Origin of the sequence: Caballeronia glebae (assembly GCF_001545035.1) — a bacterium.
In the GTDB taxonomy this organism is placed as follows: domain Bacteria; phylum Pseudomonadota; class Gammaproteobacteria; order Burkholderiales; family Burkholderiaceae; genus Caballeronia; species Caballeronia glebae.
In genome coordinates this window covers 57985-74894 of the sequence record NZ_FCOJ02000040.1, presented here as the reverse complement: position 1 = coordinate 74894, position 16910 = coordinate 57985, and the positions used below count along the sequence as shown (strand labels likewise).

Sequence of the window (16910 nt, the reverse complement as noted above, 5' to 3'; positions counted from 1 at the left end):
TGATTGATGAAGCGGCCGGTCGTCGGCGGCGCGGAGTGATACGAGCGCGCCCACTTTCCGCGCGCCCACGCCGACGCGCGCGGACTCACGCGCGATTCGCGCGACGCGGGACGCGCGCTGGAGCGGGGCGCCGCGGTCGGTTTGGCCGCCGCGCCCGATTTCAGTTTCGATTTGACGGTCTTCACGCGCGCGGGTTTGGCCGCCGCGCGGGGCTTCGGCGGGCGGATCGCTTCGACTTGGCCGGCGACCAGGCGTCTCAAGCCGCGCAACCAGAGTTTGGTTAGGCTTTTGGGCATTCGGCTGGGTCCTCGACTACATGCAATGGGATGGTGCGACGAAAAAACGCGCCGCGTTGTGCATTGCACAATAACACCAAAACGTCCGGGCGACCTAAGTGCAAGACTCGGATATCCGGTATGAATTAACGGTAATTCAAGAAAATAGTCAAAATTAAACGAAAGTTACGCGATGTAACCGTCATCCTGGTCGGAACCATGCCGCATAATTCAGTATCTTCCCAACCGTTATACTGGTGTGGATTTGCGGCAGCGTGTCGAAGCACTTTCGTCGGTCAAACGACCTCGTCCGCCACTGCACTGCAGCAACCCTCATTCCCAAGAAAACCAATGAACGTGGACTTACCCGTTTCCACCTGGATCTCCGTGACCGCGCTCGGCAGCGTCGGCGTCATGGGACCGGTGGCGCTCATCGTCGCCGCATGGCTCGCCGTCGGATATCGCTGGAAATATGCAGGCGCATGGCTCGCGCTACTCGGCGCGGCGAGCAGCCTCGTCGCGTTGAGCAAGATCGCTTTCATCGGCTGGGGCATCGGCGTGCGCCATCTCGATTTCACCGGCATCAGCGGACATGCGCTGATGTCCACGGCGGTCCTGCCCGTCGCGATTTTCGTTGCGCTGCTGCCAGCGCGCGGCACAATTCGTGCTCTCGGCGTCGCGTTCGGCTTGCTGCTGGGCGTGTGGGTCGGCGTGTCGCGCGTCGTGCTCGACGCACATTCGGTATCGGAAGTGGTGGCGGGTTGCGCGCTCGGCGCGGCTGTCGCGCTCGCGTTCGTGTGGTTCGCGTGGCGGGCCGAGTCCGGCAAGCTCGCGCCGACGCCCGTGGCCGCGAGTCTCGCGGCGGTCGTCGTGGCGCTGCACGGCATGCCTGTGCCGACGCAGCACTGGATTACGGAGATCGCGCTCGGACTTTCGGGCCACGAGCGTCCTTATGTGCGGGCGAGCTGGAAGTCCAAGGCGTTTCGCGCGCCGGAGCGCCGCACCGAACTGTCGCCCGACGAACGCGCGGCCGCCTGACACGGCCGCCGCGCCTGCCGCATAAAATCTTAGTCGTTCACACCCTTAGTCGTTCACGCCAATAATCACGCTCGATGCCTTGATCACCGCGACGGCCTTCTGACCTTGCGCGAGGCCGAGCGTGTCCACGCTCTGATTGGTGACGATCGCGGTGATGGTCGTGCCGCCGTCGAGCGACAACGACACTTCCGCGTTCACCGCGCCCTTCGTCACACTGGCAACCGTGCCGCGCAACTGATTGCGCGCCGACAGCTTCGCGTTCGTGTCTTCCATCAGCATGACCCACGAAGCCTTGATGAGCGCGAATGCGTCGCCGCCTTCCTTCAGCCCCAGCGACTGCGTGCTCTCGTGCGTGACGACCGCGACGATCGTCTGGCCGCCGGGCAAGCCGAGCTCGATTTCGTCGTTGACGGCACCGCGCGTGACCTTCGTCACCTTGCCGGCCAGCTGATTGCGTGCGCTTGTTTTCATTCCTAGTCTCCCGATCAGCTGCCAGTCATGGGCGAAGCCTTCGATGGCCGCGCCCGCCCGTTCCAGAAATTTTCGATGCTCGCTTTCGATCGCGCGATACGTGTCGATGAGACGCCGCGCGGACGGCGTGAGCCTCGTGCCGCCGCCGCCCTTGCCGCCGGTCGCGCTCGTCACGAGCGGCTCGCCAGCAAGGTTGTTCATGGCATCGACCGCGTCCCACGCGGCCTTGTAGCTCATGCCGACCGCCTTCGCCGCGGCGGTGATCGATCCCGAGTCGCGAATCGCGGCCAGAAGTGCGATGCGCGCCGCGCCGCCGAGGGTTTCCGTGCCGCTTTTCAGCCATACGGAGCCACCGAGTTCCAGCGGATCGCGCACCTTCGACGGTGCTGTTTTACTCATCTATCGCCTCTGGGATCGTGCTGAAACAATGAACGCGTGACGCATTATATCGACGCCTTCACACGCGGACGATGCATCGAACGAAGCAGCCGCTCGCCTTCCTGCGCGTCCTTGCGCGCCGACGCCGCGCCCCACGCCCGCGCGAAACCGCGCTGATAATCGCTGGCTTCGGGAAGCGCCGCGAGCCGATCGGCGGCGACGGCCGCATCGTTGGCTTCGCCGAGCGCCGTCTGCAATTCGCCGAGCAGTTTCGCGGTGTCCTTGCGCGTGCGCCGCGACGTCACCGAGCGGAAAAATTCGAGCGCATAGCGCAACCGCTTCGCGTGGATGCGCACGCGATGACGCTCGTGCGCCGCGAGCGACACGAGATCGGGCACGCGCGCGATACGTTGGTAATCGCGGCGGATGCGTTTCTCGGCGAAGCTGACGAAGCGCATCGGCGACGCGTCTTCCTGCGATGCAAACCGCGCGAGCCATTCGACGAACGCGAGCGTCAAACGCGCATGGCGCTTCGACGTCAGCGCGTCGCGCACCTTGTCGCGCGCGACGCGGCGCTTCACATTCGCGGCGGCGATGACGGGCTGCCAGCGCGCGGCGGCGGCGTCCGATTCGGCGTACACGGGCAGCGTCTTGTCGGTGAAGACGTCCCAGTCGCGCGCATCGGCGAGCAGGTCGCCGAACCATTTCAGATCGGGCGCGATGCGCGTGTTCCAGGCGTCGTCGACATCATCGCGAAAGAGCTTCAGCAGCGTCTTCAACCGACGCTGCGCGACGCGCAACTGGTGCACGTGCTCGTCGCCGAGACCGGCGCGTGAGGCGACCGCGTTGCCGAACCACTGCCCGGCCACGGACGCGGCAATCGCGACGAACGCCTCGCGGCGCGTCGCCGTGCGCGGCAAATCGAGTTTCGCGGCATGCACCGGTTCGGCCTGCGATTCGTGCTCGTCGTCCGGCGCGATGAAAAACGGCGCGGCGTCGATCACCTCGCCAGCGAGTCTGAACACGGCGTCCAGCGCGCCGTTCACCGCGGGCGCCGCGAGTCGCAGCATCGGCAGTTGTCCTTCCGATATTTCGAGCGACGCGAGGATGTCCGCGCCATCGGCAGCGACGCGCCATTCGATGCGCTCGACCTCGCGCTCTGGCGCAGGCACATCCGCCGCCTCGCCGCCGCTTTCGAGCGTCATGGCACTTTCCGGCCCGACATGCCGATGCGCTTTCGCGAGCGGTTCGGCGAGCGCATCGTCGGCTTGCGCGAATTCGATCACCGACGCCGACAGATCCGCGCCCGCAGGCCGCGCGAAGGTCCGGTAACGCGTAAAGCCGGGCATCGGCGCGCTCCTGTTCTGCACGGCGCACAGCGTGCGCGCGCCCTCCAGCGTTTCGACCGAAAGCCGCCATCCCGGCGTTTCTGTCTGGATTTCGCGCGTCGAGAAGCGCGTCCGGACGGGTGCCACGTCCGCGAACGCAGCGATGCGCTGCACTTCGTCCGCGAGCGGGCCGAGCGATTCGCCGTCCGGCCGATGCGATTGCAGCGTCACCTCGATCCACACCGTCATGGAGTCTCCAGGAGCGGTCTCGCGCCGCCCGTCAATTCATACGAAACGAATGTCCTTCCCCGATTCATGAAATCGACACACGCGCCGGGAAACATGGTCATTTGAGCTTCCGAAACGCTTCTCGTCTGTTTTTTCGACTTCCGATACGACCTCGCGCAAGACCAGCCCCAAGGACGCGTTCATGAACCAGATTGCCTTTCCTCAATCCCAGGCGGGCCGCACGCTCGGGCAGCGCCTCGCGCTGTTGCTCTTCCTGCTCGCCATCGGCGCGGGCGCGGTGTATTGCGTCCTGCATCTGCTCGAAGATCTTGCGCCGGTGCGCGAATCGTCGGTGTTTCCGTACATCCTGCTCGGCGTCGCGCTTCTGATCGCGCTCGGCTTCGAATTCGTCAACGGTTTCCATGACACCGCGAACGCCGTCGCCACTGTAATTTACACGCACTCTTTGACGCCAAACTTAGCGGTTGTCTGGTCGGGCGCATGGAATTTCATCGGCGTGCTGATTTCGAGCGGCGCGGTCGCGTTCGGCATTCTGCAACTGCTGCCGGTGGAGTTGATCCTCGGCGTGGGCAGCTCGCAGGGCTTCGCAATGGTCTTCGCGCTGCTGATCGCGGCGATCATCTGGAATCTCGGCACGTGGGCGCTCGGCCTTCCTTCGTCGAGTTCGCATACGTTGATCGGCTCGGTGATCGGCGTCGGCCTCATGAACCAGATGCTGCACGGCACGAACGGCACGTCGGGCGTCGACTGGAGCCAGGCGGTATCGGTCGGAAAGTCGCTGCTGTTTTCGCCGATCGTCGGCTTCATTTTCGCGGGCTTCCTGCTCTATGTGCTGAAGCTCGTCGTGCGCGTGCCCGCGCTCTACAAGGAACCCGAGAAGAACGCGCCGCCGCCGTTCTGGATCCGCTGTCTGCTGATCCTGACCTGCACGGGCGTGTCGTTCGCGCACGGCTCGAACGACGGCCAGAAGGGCATGGGACTCATCATGCTGATCCTGATCGGCACCGTGCCGACCGCCTACGCGCTGAACAAGGCGGTGACGGCGGACGAAACCCAGACCTTCCTCGCGGTGAGCCACAGCGCGTCCGAGGTGTTGCAGCGCTATAGCAATGGCGCCGCGCCCGCCGCCGACGCGCGCGGCCAGGTCGAACAATACGTGCAGACGAAGACGCTCGCGCCGGATACGATCGCGTCGCTGAAGAGCGTGGTCGACTCGATCGATTCGCAGGTCGGCCCGAGCGAGACCATCGCCAATGTGCCGCAAGGCAACGTCCGGAACGTGCGCAATGAGATGTACATCGCGTCGGAGGCGCTGCGCATCATGGAGAAGCAGAAAGCGCCCGCGTTTTCCACGGACGACGACGCCGTGCTCGACAACTACAAGAAGCAGCTCGACCACGCGACCAAGTTCATCCCGACGTGGGTGAAGGTCGCGGTCGCCGTGGCGCTGGGTCTCGGCACGATGGTCGGCTGGAAGCGCATCGTCGTGACGGTCGGCGAGCGCATCGGCAAAACGCATCTGACATATGGGCAAGGCGCGTCGGCGGAACTGGTCGCGATGCTGACTATCGGCGCCGCCGATGCCTACGGCCTGCCCGTCAGCACGACGCACGTGCTGTCGTCGGGCGTCGCGGGCACGATGGCCGCGAACGGCTCCGGCCTGCAGTGGCGCACGGTGCGCAGCCTCGCGCTCGCGTGGATCCTGACGCTGCCGGTGTCGATCGCGCTCGCGGGTTTGCTGTTCTGGGTGTTCCGCGGCATCTTCTGACCTGATTCGCGCCTTCCCGAGCGGCGCGCGAAATCCCTGCGCAGGCTTTCGCGCGCCGTGCAAGTTTTGCCCGCCCCGCCTCGTTTCGCCTCTCCTTTTCGACAATCGTCTGCTCAGGCGCGCGCCCTCTCGCTAAGCGCAACGCCTTGCGCCATGGGCTTTCATGGCAGCTGGCACAACCATTGCTAAATTGCTGTCGCCGATCGCAAACGGATCGTGCCGGCGGTCACGAACCGCCGCTCCCCGGCGCATGACTGTCGATGACAGTTGGGAGGCTGCGCCGGACGCCGATTCGCTACGCGATTATTTGAATAAGGAGAAGTCGAATGACTATCGGAACCATACTGCTGATCATCCTGATCCTGATCTTGATCGGCGCCATTCCTTCCTGGCCGCATAGTCGCAGCTGGGGCTACGGGCCGAGCGGGATCGTCGGCGTCGTGCTGATCGTCGTGATCGTTCTATTGCTGATGGGTCGGTTGTGATGCCGCGCGGCTGCATTCAGCCGCGCAAGGAAAAAGGGGCGCTCCGTCGGGGCGCCCCTTTTTTGTCGATCGCGACTGCTGCCTAATCTAAACGCGCATCACTTGCCCGTTCGGTTCGATCTTGCGCGGAATGACCGGTTCGGCCTGCTTCGGCGACGATGCCTTCGGACGCGCCGTGACCGGCGGTTGCTCGATCGCGGTTTTGTCGGCGACCTGCTTCACCGTGGTGGCGCTCTTGCGCTTTTTCTTGGCCGCGGTCTGCGTGGCCGCGTGCGTCTTGCTCTTGCCCTTGACGGACTGCACTTCGGGAGGATTCCAGACTTCCGTGTAGCGTTCGGCCGCAAAAAGCGAAGACGAGCCGATCAGGAGAACGACGATCAGGAATACGCGCTTCAAGTGATTCGCTCCAACGGTTAGTGGCCCGCTCTGCGCGAGAGGATGGCGTCGAGCGTCTGCTCGGATGTTTCCAGTTCGTGCAACGCGGCGTCAAGACGCTCGATCGAGAGGGCGACGGAGCGCCCGTCACGCCCGGAATCGGGCTCGCCGCGCGTGGCGTCGAACGCCGCGTTGACCGCGCGTGTCGCGCGCATGAAACGTTCGAGCGCGGCGGCTTCGAGCGGATCGTTGCGTGGGTTCATCGGCAAGCTCCTGTGGCGCACAAGCTGTACGAATATACAGTAAGCTGACGCCGCGGCAAACAAGCGGCGCGCGGCGTGGTGAAAATGCCGAAGCGCCTCTTGACCGGCGCATCGGGCCGCTCTCGTCGCAGCGAAGCGGTATTTTGCCGCGCCTCGCTGCAGCGTAGTCCGCGATTAAGTCAGCCTTAATTCTCTCCCGACACACTCGTCTCGCGATCCGGCTCCATTGCCGCCGTCCGCACCGGACGGCCGAACCATCACCGTGAGGAATGTGCCATGCCAGCCAACACCGCTATGCGCCAAAGCTTCGCCAATCTCGCGCCCACGCTGCGCAAGCAATACGCGCTCACCCTGCGGCAATGCCGTCTGTCTCTGCCGGTCGAACCGCCGTGGGGCGCGCCGTATCGAATGGTCGAATGGGTGCAGAAGAACGATCAGCGCGTGCAGCGCCGCGTGTTTCCCGCCGATTGCACGCCCTCGCAAATCGCCGATGCGCTCAAAACCCACGTGCCGGGCCGTCGCTATGGCCCGACCGACGACGAAGAGTGATCCGGCGCTTCGAGTCGAAATGCGCATGCCGCGCTTGCATTAATCCAAATGTGGACTAATATACAAAACCAGTTCCTTTGGAGACTTAACGACATGTCCAACGCCGCACGCGCCGAACATACGCCGGCCGGCCGCCCGGTGCCGCGCCCGGCGCTGGATTCGAGCGATCTATCCGCCGCCGGCCTGCGCGCCTTCTTCAATATTTCCCGCGACTGGGAGCTATCGGCCGAAGAGCAGATCACGCTGCTCGGCTCGCCCGGGCGCTCCACTTATTTCAAGTGGAAGCAGGACCCCGAATCCGCCCGCCTCGCGCGCGACACGCTGGAGCGCCTTTCGCTGATTCTCGGCATCTACAAGGCGCTGCAAATCCTCCTGCCCGATCCGAAAGCCGCCGATACCTGGATTCGCCGCCCCAACGCCGCGCCGCCCTTCGGTGGCCGTCCGGCGCTCGATCGGCTGCTGGCGGGCAATATCAGCGATCTCGTCGCCGTGCGCCAATACCTCGACGCGATGCGAGGCGGCTGGGCGTGATGGGAATCGCATTCGGCAAGGACATACCAAACTGGCGCGAACGATGGCCGCACAGCCTGCTCCACTGGTCGCCGGCGTATCGCGTGATTCCCACGCGCTTTCCGGCCGTCAATCTCTTCGATCGCGTGGCGTCGCCGCTGGATTTCGAAGCGCTCTACGCACTCGAAGCGATGACCAATGACCGCCTGCGCACCGAAATCGGCGAACTCGATCTCGTGCCGGCCGAGGAACGCTGCTTCGGGCCGGGCTGCGGGCCGATCATGGCCGCGTTCACGCATCTGAACCCGAGCGGCAGCCGCTTCTCGGACGGCAGCTACGGCGTGTTCTATTGCGCGCGGGAACGGCAGACGGCAATCGCGGAAACGCGCTATCACTCGGGACTCTTTCTCGCCGCGACGAACGAAGCGCCGCTGCGCCAGCAGATGCGTCTCTACACGGTGATGGCGCACGGCGATGTCGTCGATTTACGCGGCGACGCGATCGCGCAGGCGGGCCTCGATCCGCGCATTCTCGCACCGGACGACTACGGTCCGGGCACGGCGCTCGGACGCGCGGTGCGCGCGGCGGGCGCGCCCGGGATCGCTTACCGGTCGGTGCGCGATCCGCAAGGCGAATGCCTCGCCGCCCTGCGCACGACGATGCTGCGCGACTGCCGGCACGCGGCGTATCTCGAATACAACTGGAATGGCGAGACGATCGATTACGTGTTCGAGCTGAATCAGGTCGGCTAAGCGGGCAAACGTTTCCCCCGCTTCAGCCGATCGCCACCGCCGTTTGGGTGCGCACGCGCGCAAGCTTCTTCGACGCCGGGCGCGCCGCCTTTCTCGCCGGCTTCTTCCCGACCTGCTCCAGCGCCTGCGACGCCGCATTCTTGCCGCTCGACTTCAGCGCGCCGGCGCGCGCCTTGCGGCTCGATTCGCCGAGCAGCCGGGTGAGGCCCGCGTCGCTCGGCGCCGCGCCTTTGCGGTTCTTGCGCGCCGCCTCGCGCGTGCGGCGTTTCGCGTCCTTGTCGAGAAAGATGGCGAGCGCGGCCTCGTCGGTCTTGAGCCCGTGACGGCGCGACGCGGGCATCGACTCGGCGAGTTCGCCCGCTTCGAACGCCTCGATCACGGCCGGATGCACATAACATTTGCGGCACACGGCGGGCGTGTTGCGCAGCAGTTGCGCGACCTCTTTCACCGTACCGACGACATGCTTGCGCGCCTCCGTCACCGTCTCCCATTTCAGCTTTCTGAGCGCGGCGAGCGCGAATACGCTGCCGGCCCACGTGCGATAGTCTTTCGCCGTGAAATCCGCGCCGGTGATCTCGTGCAGATACTCGTTGATATCGGACGAAGAAACCGAATGGTGCACGCCGTCGTCGTCGAGATACTGGAAGAGATCCTGGCCCGGCAGATCCATGCAGCGTTTGACGATGCGCGCGACCCGCGCGTCGCTCACCGCGACATCGTGCTCGATGCCGCTCTTGCCGCGAAACCTGAACCGCAACGTCCCCGCCGTCACTTTCAGATGGCGCTTTCTCAGCGTCGTCAGCCCGTAAGAGCGGTTTTCGCGCGCGTACTCCTCGCTGCCGACGCGGATGAGCGTCGTGTCGAGCAGACGCACAACGGTCGCGAGCACCTTGTCGCGAGGCATGCCGTCGAGCGAAAGATCGCGCGTGACGCGTGAGCGCAGTTTCGGAAGCACCGCGGAAAACGCGAGCATGCGTTCGTACTTGTTGGCGTCGCGGGTTTCGCGCCATTGCGGGTGATAGCGATATTGCTTGCGCCCGCGCGCATCGCGCCCGGTCGCCTGAAGATGGCCGCGCGCGTCGGGGCAGATCCAGACGTTCGTGTAGGCGGGCGGAATGGCGAGTGCGTTGATGCGGCGGATCTCGGCTTCGTCGGCGATGCGCTTGCCCTGCGTGTTGAAGTATGCGAACGCGCCGTCGATCCATTCGCGCGTGTAGCCGCGCCGTGAATCGTCGACGTAGCGCAATCCCGGCGGCAAGTCCTCCGGGCAGCCCTGCACCTCGGCCGTGAGGCGGTCGCTGGCCCCGCCGCCCGTCTCGTTGTTCGTTCCGATTCTTGCCACGGTGCGCCTCGCCTGATTCGTCTTCGATTCGTCTTCGATTGATGGCGAAACGAGCAACGTGCGTGCCGGATTAGCCGCACGCGCGCGAAAGTCAGGGCAACGCGAGTTCGCGCGCGCCTTCGGACGAAGCCCAGCGTTCCTTCACGGACCAGCGCTCGTCGGTGCCGGCCTGCACGATCGTGAGCCGGCCTTCCGGTGCGAACGCGCAAGTATCGATGTAAATCTGCGAGCCGATCTGCTTCACGGCACGCGTCGGCGTATGTCCGCAGTAAGTGGGCGACAGTCCGAATTGCTGCGCCGGGTCCGCGTGACCGAGCGCGAGGCCGCGGCCCCACAGAATCTGGTTGCGCACGTCTTCGTGGAAATCGCCGGCGTCGAGTTCGGCGTCGTTGCCGAAAAACTCCGCGTGCAGCACGTTGAAGCGCCGCTCGCCCTCGCCGACGATGCGCACGAGCGGCAGCGTCACGAGCCGTGCGGCGAGCGCGGCGAGCTGGTCGTCGGGGACCGTCTCGGCCCACGCGCCACCGATCGCGTACCACGACTGACGGCGCATCGTGCCGGTCGCGACCGAAATCAGCGCATCTTCGTGATTGCCGAGCACCGGATAGAACCACGGCTTGTCGATCAGATCGACGGCCGCGAGCGAGTCCGTGCCACGATCGACCAGATCGCCGACGGAGAACAGCCTGTCCCGCGCGCCATCGAAGCCGATTTCGCGCAGAAGATAGCGCAGCGCATCGACGCAACCATGCAGATCGCCGACCACGAAATCGCGGCCGAGATCATTGGCGGGATGCCTGCAGACGATAGGATAGGTAGGACCATTCATGCGCCGATGATAGCGCTCGTCAATGACGCTGTGTGCGGGTTGGATCGCTTATGCAAGCAAGTCGCAAGCCGCGAGCACACTCGTTACATCGGCGTTACCGCCGCGCTCGGAAAGCCGTAAAAGCTGCTGTTCGCGCGGCGTCGCAAACGCAATTATTGCCCGATGGAACGAAGGCGTGCGACGGCTTTTGCATCGGTTTTCGCGCGTGGATCGCCGAACTGGGCCGTCACGTAATTGCTCAAATCGGCGATTTGCTCGTCCGTGAACTGCGTGCCGAAGGCAGGCATCAGCGCGTGCGAGTCGCGCGTTTGCCGGTTCACGCCGCGCAGGATCACGAGGACGAGATTGCCCGTCGTCGCCGTGCCGAGCGCGCCGCTCACGCCGTCGTGCACGAGCGATGGAAACGGCTTGCTGCCCTCGCCCGTCACGCCGTGACAACTGGCGCACGCGGCGGCGTAGAACCGTGCGCCCGGCGAATCGAGCGACGTGATGTCCGCGCGCGCCGGCCGGCCGAAACTCGTGCGCACGCGCGCGTCCTTCACCGCGACCGATGACACGGCGCGAAGATACGCGATCATGGCGCGCGAATCGGCGGGCGTCAGATATTGCGTGCTCGAAGAAACCACTTCGGCCATCGGTCCGAGCGCATAGGCGCGGCCGGGCGCGGCGCCCGTCGACAGGAAGCGCAGCAATTCGTCGTCGCGCCATGCGCCGATGCCTGCGACGCGGTCCGGCGTCAGGTTGCCCGCCTGCCAGCCCGCGATCGTCGCGCCGCCAAGCCGCTCGCGCTGCTTCAACCCGCCGAGCCAGTCACGCGGCGTGTGACATTCGCCGCAATGCCCGAGCCCTTCGACGAGATACGCGCCACGATTCCACTCCGCGCTCTTCGACGGATCGCGCACGAAGCGTCGCGGCGAGAAGTTGACGAGATTCCACAGCGCCATCAGCCAGCGCTGGTCGAACGGAAACGAGAGCGTGTTGCGCGGCGTCGCGACCCGGACGGGCGGCACGGTGGCGAGATACGCGCGCATCGCGAGGAGATCGGCGTCGGAAAGAAGCGTGTACGACGTGTACGGAAACGCGGGATAAAGCCGCTCGCCGTTCCTGCCGATGCCCTCGCGCATCGCGCGGACGAACTGCGCATCGGTCCATGCGCCGATGCCCGTGTCGCGGTCGCTCGTGATGTTCGGCGCGAACACGCTGCCGAACGGCGTCGGGATCGGCCTGCCGCCCGCGAACGGCCGCTCGGGATCGGCGGTATGGCAACTCATGCAACCGCCCGCCCGCACGAGATATTCGCCCTGCGTGAGCGTCGTTTGCGCGTTGGCCGGGCCGAACACGCACGCCAGCAGGACGATCGGGCACGCGAGCCGCGCCCTCATCGCAGCGACGCCTCGATCGTGCCGGCGAGCCGCAGCGACAATGCCGCAATCGTCAGCGTGCAGTTGACCGAGCCGCCCGCGGGCATCACCGCGCTTCCCGCGATGAACAAGTTCGGATGATCGTGCGCGCGGCACTCGGCGTCGACGACGGAATCGTTCGCGTCGCGGCCCATGATCGTCGTGCCCATGATGTGGCTGCTCGCGCCCAACGAATCGTCGTATTCGATATCGGTCGCCTCGAAAATTCCCGCGATGCGCTCGAACTGCGCGTGCGTGTCGGCGGCGCTCTTGCGCACGTAGTCGTCGATCGAATACGCGATCTCCGGGCGCGGCAAGCCGAGCGCGTCCTTTTGCGCCGACAGCATCACGCGATTCTCGTGCGACGGCAGTTGCTCGTGAAAGCTGCCGAAAGTCAGCCTGCGCGCGCATTGCTCGCGAATCTGCCGGTCGAGTTCGCCGCCCGTCAGCCCGATGCCCAGCAAATTCCGGGTGACGGCGAGCGTCGGCGCGGCGTTCGACAGGTGCAGCTTCTTGGCCGACTGCTGCGCGCGAAACGGCCCGTCGCGGAAATCGACGATGGACGACATTTCCACCGGCCCGCGCCCCGGCCACAGCGCCTCGTTGGCGAGGAAGCTGACGCTCGCGCCGGGATGATCCATCAGATTGCGCCCGACCTGATCCGAGCCGTTGGCGATGCCCTTCGGAAATCGCGCCGACGCCGACATCAGCAGAAGCTTGGGCGTTTCGATGCCGTTCGCCGCGATCACGAAGCGTTTGCCGGTCGCGCGGGTCGAGAGGCCGTTCGGGTCCTTGTAATGGATCGCGACGATCTCGCCGCGCTCGTTCGCCTCGATGCGATACGCGAGCGCCTGCGCGATGAGCGTCGCGCCCGCGCGTTCCGCCTTGTCGGCGTGCGTCGCGGCGTGGTAAAGCGCGCCGATCGGGCAAATCGGCATGCAATTGTTGTTGCCGCAGCACGCGGGACGCGCGTCATACGGACGGCTGTTGCGCGCCATCGGCTCGGGCACCACGCGATACGACCGCGCACCGAGCACGTCGGCGACGCGCCGGTCCATCCAGGAAAGCGGCAGCGCGTCCATCGGATACGGCGTCGAGCGCGGCGAGCCGAGATCGATGTCCGGTCCCGCGACGCCGAGCTCGGTTTCGGCCTGTCCGTACCACGGTTCGAGCGTCTCGTAGGGAAACGGCCAGTCGCGTCCGACGCCGTACAGCGTCTTCACGCGAAAGTCCGACGGCAGCAGACGCCACGCGGCGCCGGCCCAGTGCCACGTCGTGCCGCCGACGAGTCGCAGATATTGCGGCCGATACGGCATCGCGCCGCGCTCGATCAGATACGAACCGGGATTCATCGGCTCGGGACGCGGCGCGTGACGCAAGAGCGGATACGGCGCGCTGAGATCGCGCTTGTCGGCGGCGCGGCGAAAGTTCTCGACGATCTGCCAGCGCGCGAGACGCGGCCCGGCTTCGAGCAGGATCACCGACGCGCCCGCGCGCGCCAGCCGATACGCGACGAGACTGCCCGCCACGCCCGATCCGACGACCACCACGTCCGCCGAAGTGGAACCCGCCATGCGCGTGCCCTTGTCCTTGTCCTTCGTTCTATGCCGGCGTGCGCGGCGCTCAGGGCTTCTTCGCCCAGTCGGCCGGCTCGCCGCGGCAGTATGAGGGAATCGTGAGCATGTCGCCGACGGGATCGAACATCAGTGCGCGTTCGTACGCAACGACCTCGACATGCGGCGGCTCGCCGACGACCCCGAGATACCACGCGCGCATCACGCCGCCGACCGTTTTCGCAAGCTCGGGGCGCGTGGCTTCGAGCGCGGCAGTGATGAGGTCGGTCGGCGTGCCGCCGTGCGTCGCGATCCACTTGTCGAGCGCGGCGATCTTCGCGGCGAAGTCGGCATCGTTGCGGGCGAGCGCCGCGTGCACGCGTTCGGCCAGAAGCGGATCGAAACTCGTGCGGCCGGTGAGTTTCATCGATACGGCGAGGAACGCTTCGAGCGCGGACGCCCGCGCCTGCTGCGCGCGCGGGGCAGGCAAGCTAAGCGCGAGCGAAGCGCACGCGCCCGCCATGATTCCCCGCCGCTTAACGAACGACACGCGCACAGGCGTCTTCATGTGCTTTCCTCGACGATCAGTTCGGCAACTCAGCTTGTTGAAAGGCGCCCGGGCAATAATCGCAGCGTCGAGCGATGCCTGCCTCTCATACGGATAAAAACGACATGAAGCCAATCCTCCCGCCGGTGCTGCAAAATCGTCCGCGCGCGCTGATCGGCCTTGCGGTTGGTTGCGTCGTCGCCGCTTTGGTTCCGGCGCATGTGCGGCCGACCGCACGCGCGTTGATCGGCTGGGACTCGGCCGTGTGGCTCTATCTCGCGCTGATCTGGCTGAAAATGGCGTCCGCGCGTCAAAGCGACGTTCAGGAACTCGCCGAACGCGAGGACGAAAACGCCGCGACCGTGCTGATGGTCGTGAGCGTCGCGGCCATTGCGAGCATCGTGGCAATCGTCGTCGAACTGTCCACCGCGAAGAACATGGGCCCCGGCGCGGTGCTGCATTACGTGCTCACCGGCGCGACCATGCTCGGCGCCTGGTTCCTGATCCCGACGATGTTCACGCTCCACTACGCTCGGCACTACTATCAGTCGCCGGACAACGATACCGCGCTCAGGTTTCCCGATCGTCATCTGAAACCCGATTATTGGGATTTCCTCTACTTCTCGTTCACGATCGCGGTTGCATCGCAGACCGCGGACATCGCCCTCGCATCGAAAGCGGCGCGCCGCACCGCGCTCGCGCAGTCGGTGCTTTCGTTCTTCTTCAATCTCGCGGTGCTCGGGCTGTCGATCAATATCGCGGCGAGCATGGTCGGCGGTTGAAACGACGCTGTCACGCGCACGCCATAAGCTCATCGGGCACGCCGTGTAAAAACGCGGCGCGCGTCGCAGTCAGTTTTACACGCGGCACGTTCGTGCCATTCAGGCATGGCCGGAAATGCGCGCCGCAGCTTTTCGTCAAACCATTGCCGAAAAATGAGTGTGCTGCATCGCACACACGCCCCCGGCCGGTGGCACACTGATTGCTGGAAAGCGCCAGCCAATTCAGAAGAAATTCCGATAGAACACTTGCCTGCGCGACTTTTCGCCCGCGCGTTCCTCTTGCACCGGAGCCCAATTTGCCTTTGAACGTTCTGCTGGTCGCCTCCGAAGCCGTACCGCTCGCCAAGACCGGCGGACTCGGCGACATGGTCAGCGCCTATGCCACCGCGCTGCGAGAAGCCGGCGTCGATGCCACCATCCTGCTTCCCGCCTATCCGGACGCCATCGCCCAGGCAGAAGGCCTGAGCAAGATCGGCACGCTTACCGGCCTGCCGGGCGGCGACGCTTCGCTGTTGCGCGGCCGCATGCCCAAGACCGGCACTCCGGTTCTGCTGCTGCGCTGCGACAAGCTTTACGCGCGCTCGGGTCTGTATCAAGACGAGCAGGGCCGCGACTATCAGGACAACGCGATTCGCTTCGCGACGCTTTCAGCCGCGGCGGTCCGGATCGCGCAAGGCGTGCGCGGCGTGAAGAAGCCCGACATCGTTCATGCGCACGACTGGCACACGGGCTTGACGCCGCTTCTCATGAAGCACGCGGGCGTGCACGCAAAGAGCGTATTCACGATCCACAATCTCGCATTTCAGGGCAACTACGCGCTCGCGCTTGGTGCGTCGCTCGGCGTGCCCGAGAAGTGGCTGGTGCATGCGCTTGGCGATCCGAAGAGCATCGAGTTCTACGGCGCGTTGAGTCTGATGAAAGCGGGCATCGTCCACGCCGATCGGGTCACGACCGTCTCCGAGACCTACGCGCGCGAAATTCTCACGCCGCGCTTCGGTCATCTCATGGAAGGCGTGCTGCAAAGCTGCGCCGACAAACTCTCGGGCGTCGTGAACGGTATCGACGAAGATACGTGGAATCCCGCCACCGACCCGCTGATCGAACGCAACTATTGCTTCGACGATATGCGCGGCAAGCACGCCTGCAAGCGAGCGCTGCAACGCATGTTCGGCTTGCCCGTCGATCCGTTCGCGCCGCTCATGGCGATCGGCAGCCGCATGACCGGACAGAAGCTCGCCGATGTCGCGCTCGAAGCGTTGCCGCGCCTTCTCGCGAAACATCCGCGTCTGCAACTCGCGGTGATCGGCAAGGGCGAGGCGTATATCGAAGCCGGCTTCAGAAAGCTCGCGCAGGAATGGCCGGATCGCGTGGGCGTCTTTATCGGATATGAGGAACGGCGCGCGCATGCCCTGCACGCGGGCGCGGATATTCTTCTGCACGGCAGCCGCTTCGAACCATGCGGCCTCACGCAGATGTATGCAATGCGCTACGGCACGCTGCCGGTCGCGTCGCGCGTGGGCGGTCTCGCCGACACGATCGTCGATGCGGCGCAAAACGAGGTGCACGGCATGCGCGACGTGCCGAGTGCATCGGCGTGGCTGCGCGACGGCACGCACGACATGCCCGTGGCGCCAATCCCCGCGCCGCGCGCCGTGCACGCGCCCACCGGCTTTCTCTTCGATGGCGAACGGGCGGACGATATCGTCAACGCCGCGAGCCGCGCGCTCGATGCGTACATGCGCCCGCAAGTATGGCGCGCGTTGCAGCGCAACGCGATGTCCTGCGATTTCGGATGGAACGAAGCCGTGACGACGATGGTCGCACTGTACGTTGGCCTGAGCGACGCGCGTCCGAGCCGCAGCGCATTGCGTGCGCGCCGCGAGGCCGAGGTCGCGCTCACGCCAGCGCAGGCGCAAGATGCACATTCGCTTGCGCGCACCGCTTGAGCATGCCGGCGGCAGTTGCTCCATAGTAGTGCCTCGATGTTTCGCTGAGCCGGGCGCGCGCCGGGCGCGG

17 protein-coding genes and 1 pseudogene are annotated in these 16910 nt (G+C 65.4%); 8 read left to right on the top strand and 10 right to left on the bottom strand.

All coding sequences use genetic code 11. The features are described 5' to 3' along the window. Positions 1-296, bottom strand: a pseudogene (locus AWB82_RS24390) (esterase); the annotation flags it as partial. A 330-nt stretch (positions 297-626) separates the two neighbouring features. Between AWB82_RS24390 and AWB82_RS24385 the strand changes: the two are divergent. Next, the gene (locus AWB82_RS24385) at positions 627-1313 is read left to right on the top strand and encodes a phosphatase PAP2 family protein (RefSeq protein ID WP_086971810.1); all 687 of its coding nucleotides are present in this window, start codon (positions 627-629) and stop codon (positions 1311-1313) included. A 45-nt stretch (positions 1314-1358) separates the two neighbouring features. On the opposite strand, the gene AWB82_RS24380 is transcribed toward AWB82_RS24385, so the two are convergent. Continuing rightward, entirely contained in the window at positions 1359-2183 is an 825-nt protein-coding gene (locus AWB82_RS24380) for a TOBE domain-containing protein (protein WP_086971808.1), read from the bottom strand. Positions 2184-2227: 44 nt separating this feature from the next. Beyond that, entirely contained in the window at positions 2228-3739 is a 1512-nt protein-coding gene (locus AWB82_RS24375) for a CHAD domain-containing protein (protein WP_086971806.1), read from the bottom strand. 181 nt (positions 3740-3920) lie between these two features. Here AWB82_RS24375 and AWB82_RS24370 point away from each other — a divergent pair, with 181 nt between their 5' ends. Next, a complete protein-coding gene (locus tag AWB82_RS24370) occupies positions 3921-5507 on the top strand; it encodes an inorganic phosphate transporter (RefSeq protein WP_086971803.1) in 1587 nt (528 codons plus the stop codon). Positions 5508-5833: 326 nt separating this feature from the next. Next, positions 5834-5992 carry a DUF3309 family protein gene (locus AWB82_RS24365; RefSeq protein ID WP_086971801.1) on the top strand — a complete coding sequence of 53 codons (159 nt, stop codon included), beginning with the start codon at positions 5834-5836 and terminating at the stop codon, positions 5990-5992. Positions 5993-6079: 87 nt separating this feature from the next. On the opposite strand, the gene AWB82_RS24360 is transcribed toward AWB82_RS24365, so the two are convergent. Together AWB82_RS24360 and AWB82_RS24355 are read right to left on the bottom strand one after the other, a co-directional pair. Continuing rightward, the gene (locus AWB82_RS24360; protein WP_086971797.1) at positions 6080-6388 is read right to left on the bottom strand and encodes a hypothetical protein; all 309 of its coding nucleotides are present in this window, start codon (positions 6386-6388) and stop codon (positions 6080-6082) included. Between the two features lie 17 nt (positions 6389-6405). Continuing rightward, positions 6406-6630 (bottom strand): hypothetical protein, encoded by a 225-nt coding sequence (locus AWB82_RS24355; RefSeq protein ID WP_086971795.1) that lies wholly within the window; start codon positions 6628-6630, stop codon positions 6406-6408. 276 nt (positions 6631-6906) lie between these two features. Between AWB82_RS24355 and AWB82_RS24350 the strand changes: the two genes are divergently transcribed. The 3 genes from AWB82_RS24350 (at position 6907) to AWB82_RS24340 (ending at position 8441) form a co-directional block, all read left to right on the top strand. Beyond that, on the top strand, positions 6907-7179 hold the full coding sequence (locus AWB82_RS24350; protein WP_086971793.1) for a DUF2866 domain-containing protein: 273 nt from the start codon (positions 6907-6909) through the stop codon (positions 7177-7179). 93 nt (positions 7180-7272) lie between these two features. Next, positions 7273-7710, top strand: coding sequence for an MbcA/ParS/Xre antitoxin family protein (locus tag AWB82_RS24345; RefSeq protein WP_086971791.1), 438 nt, complete (start codon positions 7273-7275; stop codon positions 7708-7710). Continuing rightward, positions 7710-8441 carry an RES family NAD+ phosphorylase gene (locus AWB82_RS24340; RefSeq protein WP_086971789.1) on the top strand — a complete coding sequence of 244 codons (732 nt, stop codon included), beginning with the start codon at positions 7710-7712 and terminating at the stop codon, positions 8439-8441. The genes AWB82_RS24345 and AWB82_RS24340 overlap by 1 nt, the downstream gene beginning before the upstream one ends. 22 nt (positions 8442-8463) lie before the next feature. Here the strand turns inward: AWB82_RS24340 and AWB82_RS24335 are convergent, their stop codons facing one another. The 5 genes from AWB82_RS24335 to AWB82_RS24315 form a co-directional block, all read right to left on the bottom strand. Then, positions 8464-9783 carry a DNA topoisomerase IB gene (locus AWB82_RS24335; protein WP_086971814.1) on the bottom strand — a complete coding sequence of 440 codons (1320 nt, stop codon included), beginning with the start codon at positions 9781-9783 and terminating at the stop codon, positions 8464-8466. A 91-nt stretch (positions 9784-9874) separates the two neighbouring features. Continuing rightward, positions 9875-10612 carry a metallophosphoesterase gene (locus tag AWB82_RS24330; RefSeq protein ID WP_086971787.1) on the bottom strand — a complete coding sequence of 246 codons (738 nt, stop codon included), beginning with the start codon at positions 10610-10612 and terminating at the stop codon, positions 9875-9877. 152 nt (positions 10613-10764) lie between these two features. Further along, positions 10765-11994: a cytochrome c gene (locus AWB82_RS24325; protein WP_086971785.1), complete on the bottom strand. Its 1230-nt coding sequence runs from the start codon at positions 11992-11994 to the stop codon at positions 10765-10767. Beyond that, positions 11991-13586: a GMC family oxidoreductase gene (locus tag AWB82_RS24320; protein WP_086971784.1), complete on the bottom strand. Its 1596-nt coding sequence runs from the start codon at positions 13584-13586 to the stop codon at positions 11991-11993. The genes AWB82_RS24325 and AWB82_RS24320 overlap by 4 nt, the downstream gene beginning before the upstream one ends. Positions 13587-13635: 49 nt before the next feature. After that, entirely contained in the window at positions 13636-14133 is a 498-nt protein-coding gene (locus AWB82_RS24315) for a sugar dehydrogenase complex small subunit (protein WP_086971781.1), read from the bottom strand. Positions 14134-14237: 104 nt separating this feature from the next. On the opposite strand from AWB82_RS24315, the gene AWB82_RS24310 reads away from it, so the two are divergent. Together AWB82_RS24310 and glgA are read left to right on the top strand one after the other, a co-directional pair. Then, complete coding sequence (locus tag AWB82_RS24310; protein WP_086971779.1) at positions 14238-14894, top strand: DUF1345 domain-containing protein; 657 nt, start codon at positions 14238-14240, stop codon at positions 14892-14894. A gap of 296 nt (positions 14895-15190) precedes the next feature. Continuing rightward, positions 15191-16840 (top strand): glycogen synthase GlgA, encoded by a 1650-nt coding sequence (gene glgA / locus AWB82_RS24305; RefSeq protein WP_086971777.1) that lies wholly within the window; start codon positions 15191-15193, stop codon positions 16838-16840. Positions 16841-16910: the final 70 nt, after the last annotated feature.

Excerpts from the sequence above, each read along its gene's own strand:
- AWB82_RS24385 (WP_086971810.1), top strand. The coding sequence starts at position 627 with ATGAACGTGGACTTACCCGTTTCCACCTGGATCTCCGTGACCGCGCTC.
- AWB82_RS24380 (WP_086971808.1), bottom strand. The coding sequence starts at position 2,183 with ATGAGTAAAACAGCACCGTCGAAGGTGCGCGATCCGCTGGAACTCGGT.
- AWB82_RS24375 (WP_086971806.1), bottom strand. The coding sequence starts at position 3,739 with ATGACGGTGTGGATCGAGGTGACGCTGCAATCGCATCGGCCGGACGGC.
- AWB82_RS24370 (WP_086971803.1), top strand. The coding sequence starts at position 3,921 with ATGAACCAGATTGCCTTTCCTCAATCCCAGGCGGGCCGCACGCTCGGG.
- AWB82_RS24365 (WP_086971801.1), top strand. The coding sequence starts at position 5,834 with ATGACTATCGGAACCATACTGCTGATCATCCTGATCCTGATCTTGATC.
- AWB82_RS24355 (WP_086971795.1), bottom strand. The coding sequence starts at position 6,630 with ATGAACCCACGCAACGATCCGCTCGAAGCCGCCGCGCTCGAACGTTTC.
- AWB82_RS24350 (WP_086971793.1), top strand. The coding sequence starts at position 6,907 with ATGCCAGCCAACACCGCTATGCGCCAAAGCTTCGCCAATCTCGCGCCC.
- AWB82_RS24345 (WP_086971791.1), top strand. The coding sequence starts at position 7,273 with ATGTCCAACGCCGCACGCGCCGAACATACGCCGGCCGGCCGCCCGGTG.
- AWB82_RS24340 (WP_086971789.1), top strand. The coding sequence starts at position 7,710 with ATGGGAATCGCATTCGGCAAGGACATACCAAACTGGCGCGAACGATGG.
- AWB82_RS24330 (WP_086971787.1), bottom strand. The coding sequence starts at position 10,612 with ATGAATGGTCCTACCTATCCTATCGTCTGCAGGCATCCCGCCAATGAT.
- AWB82_RS24325 (WP_086971785.1), bottom strand. The coding sequence starts at position 11,994 with ATGAGGGCGCGGCTCGCGTGCCCGATCGTCCTGCTGGCGTGCGTGTTC.
- AWB82_RS24320 (WP_086971784.1), bottom strand. The coding sequence starts at position 13,586 with ATGGCGGGTTCCACTTCGGCGGACGTGGTGGTCGTCGGATCGGGCGTG.
- AWB82_RS24315 (WP_086971781.1), bottom strand. The coding sequence starts at position 14,133 with ATGAAGACGCCTGTGCGCGTGTCGTTCGTTAAGCGGCGGGGAATCATG.
- AWB82_RS24310 (WP_086971779.1), top strand. The coding sequence starts at position 14,238 with ATGAAGCCAATCCTCCCGCCGGTGCTGCAAAATCGTCCGCGCGCGCTG.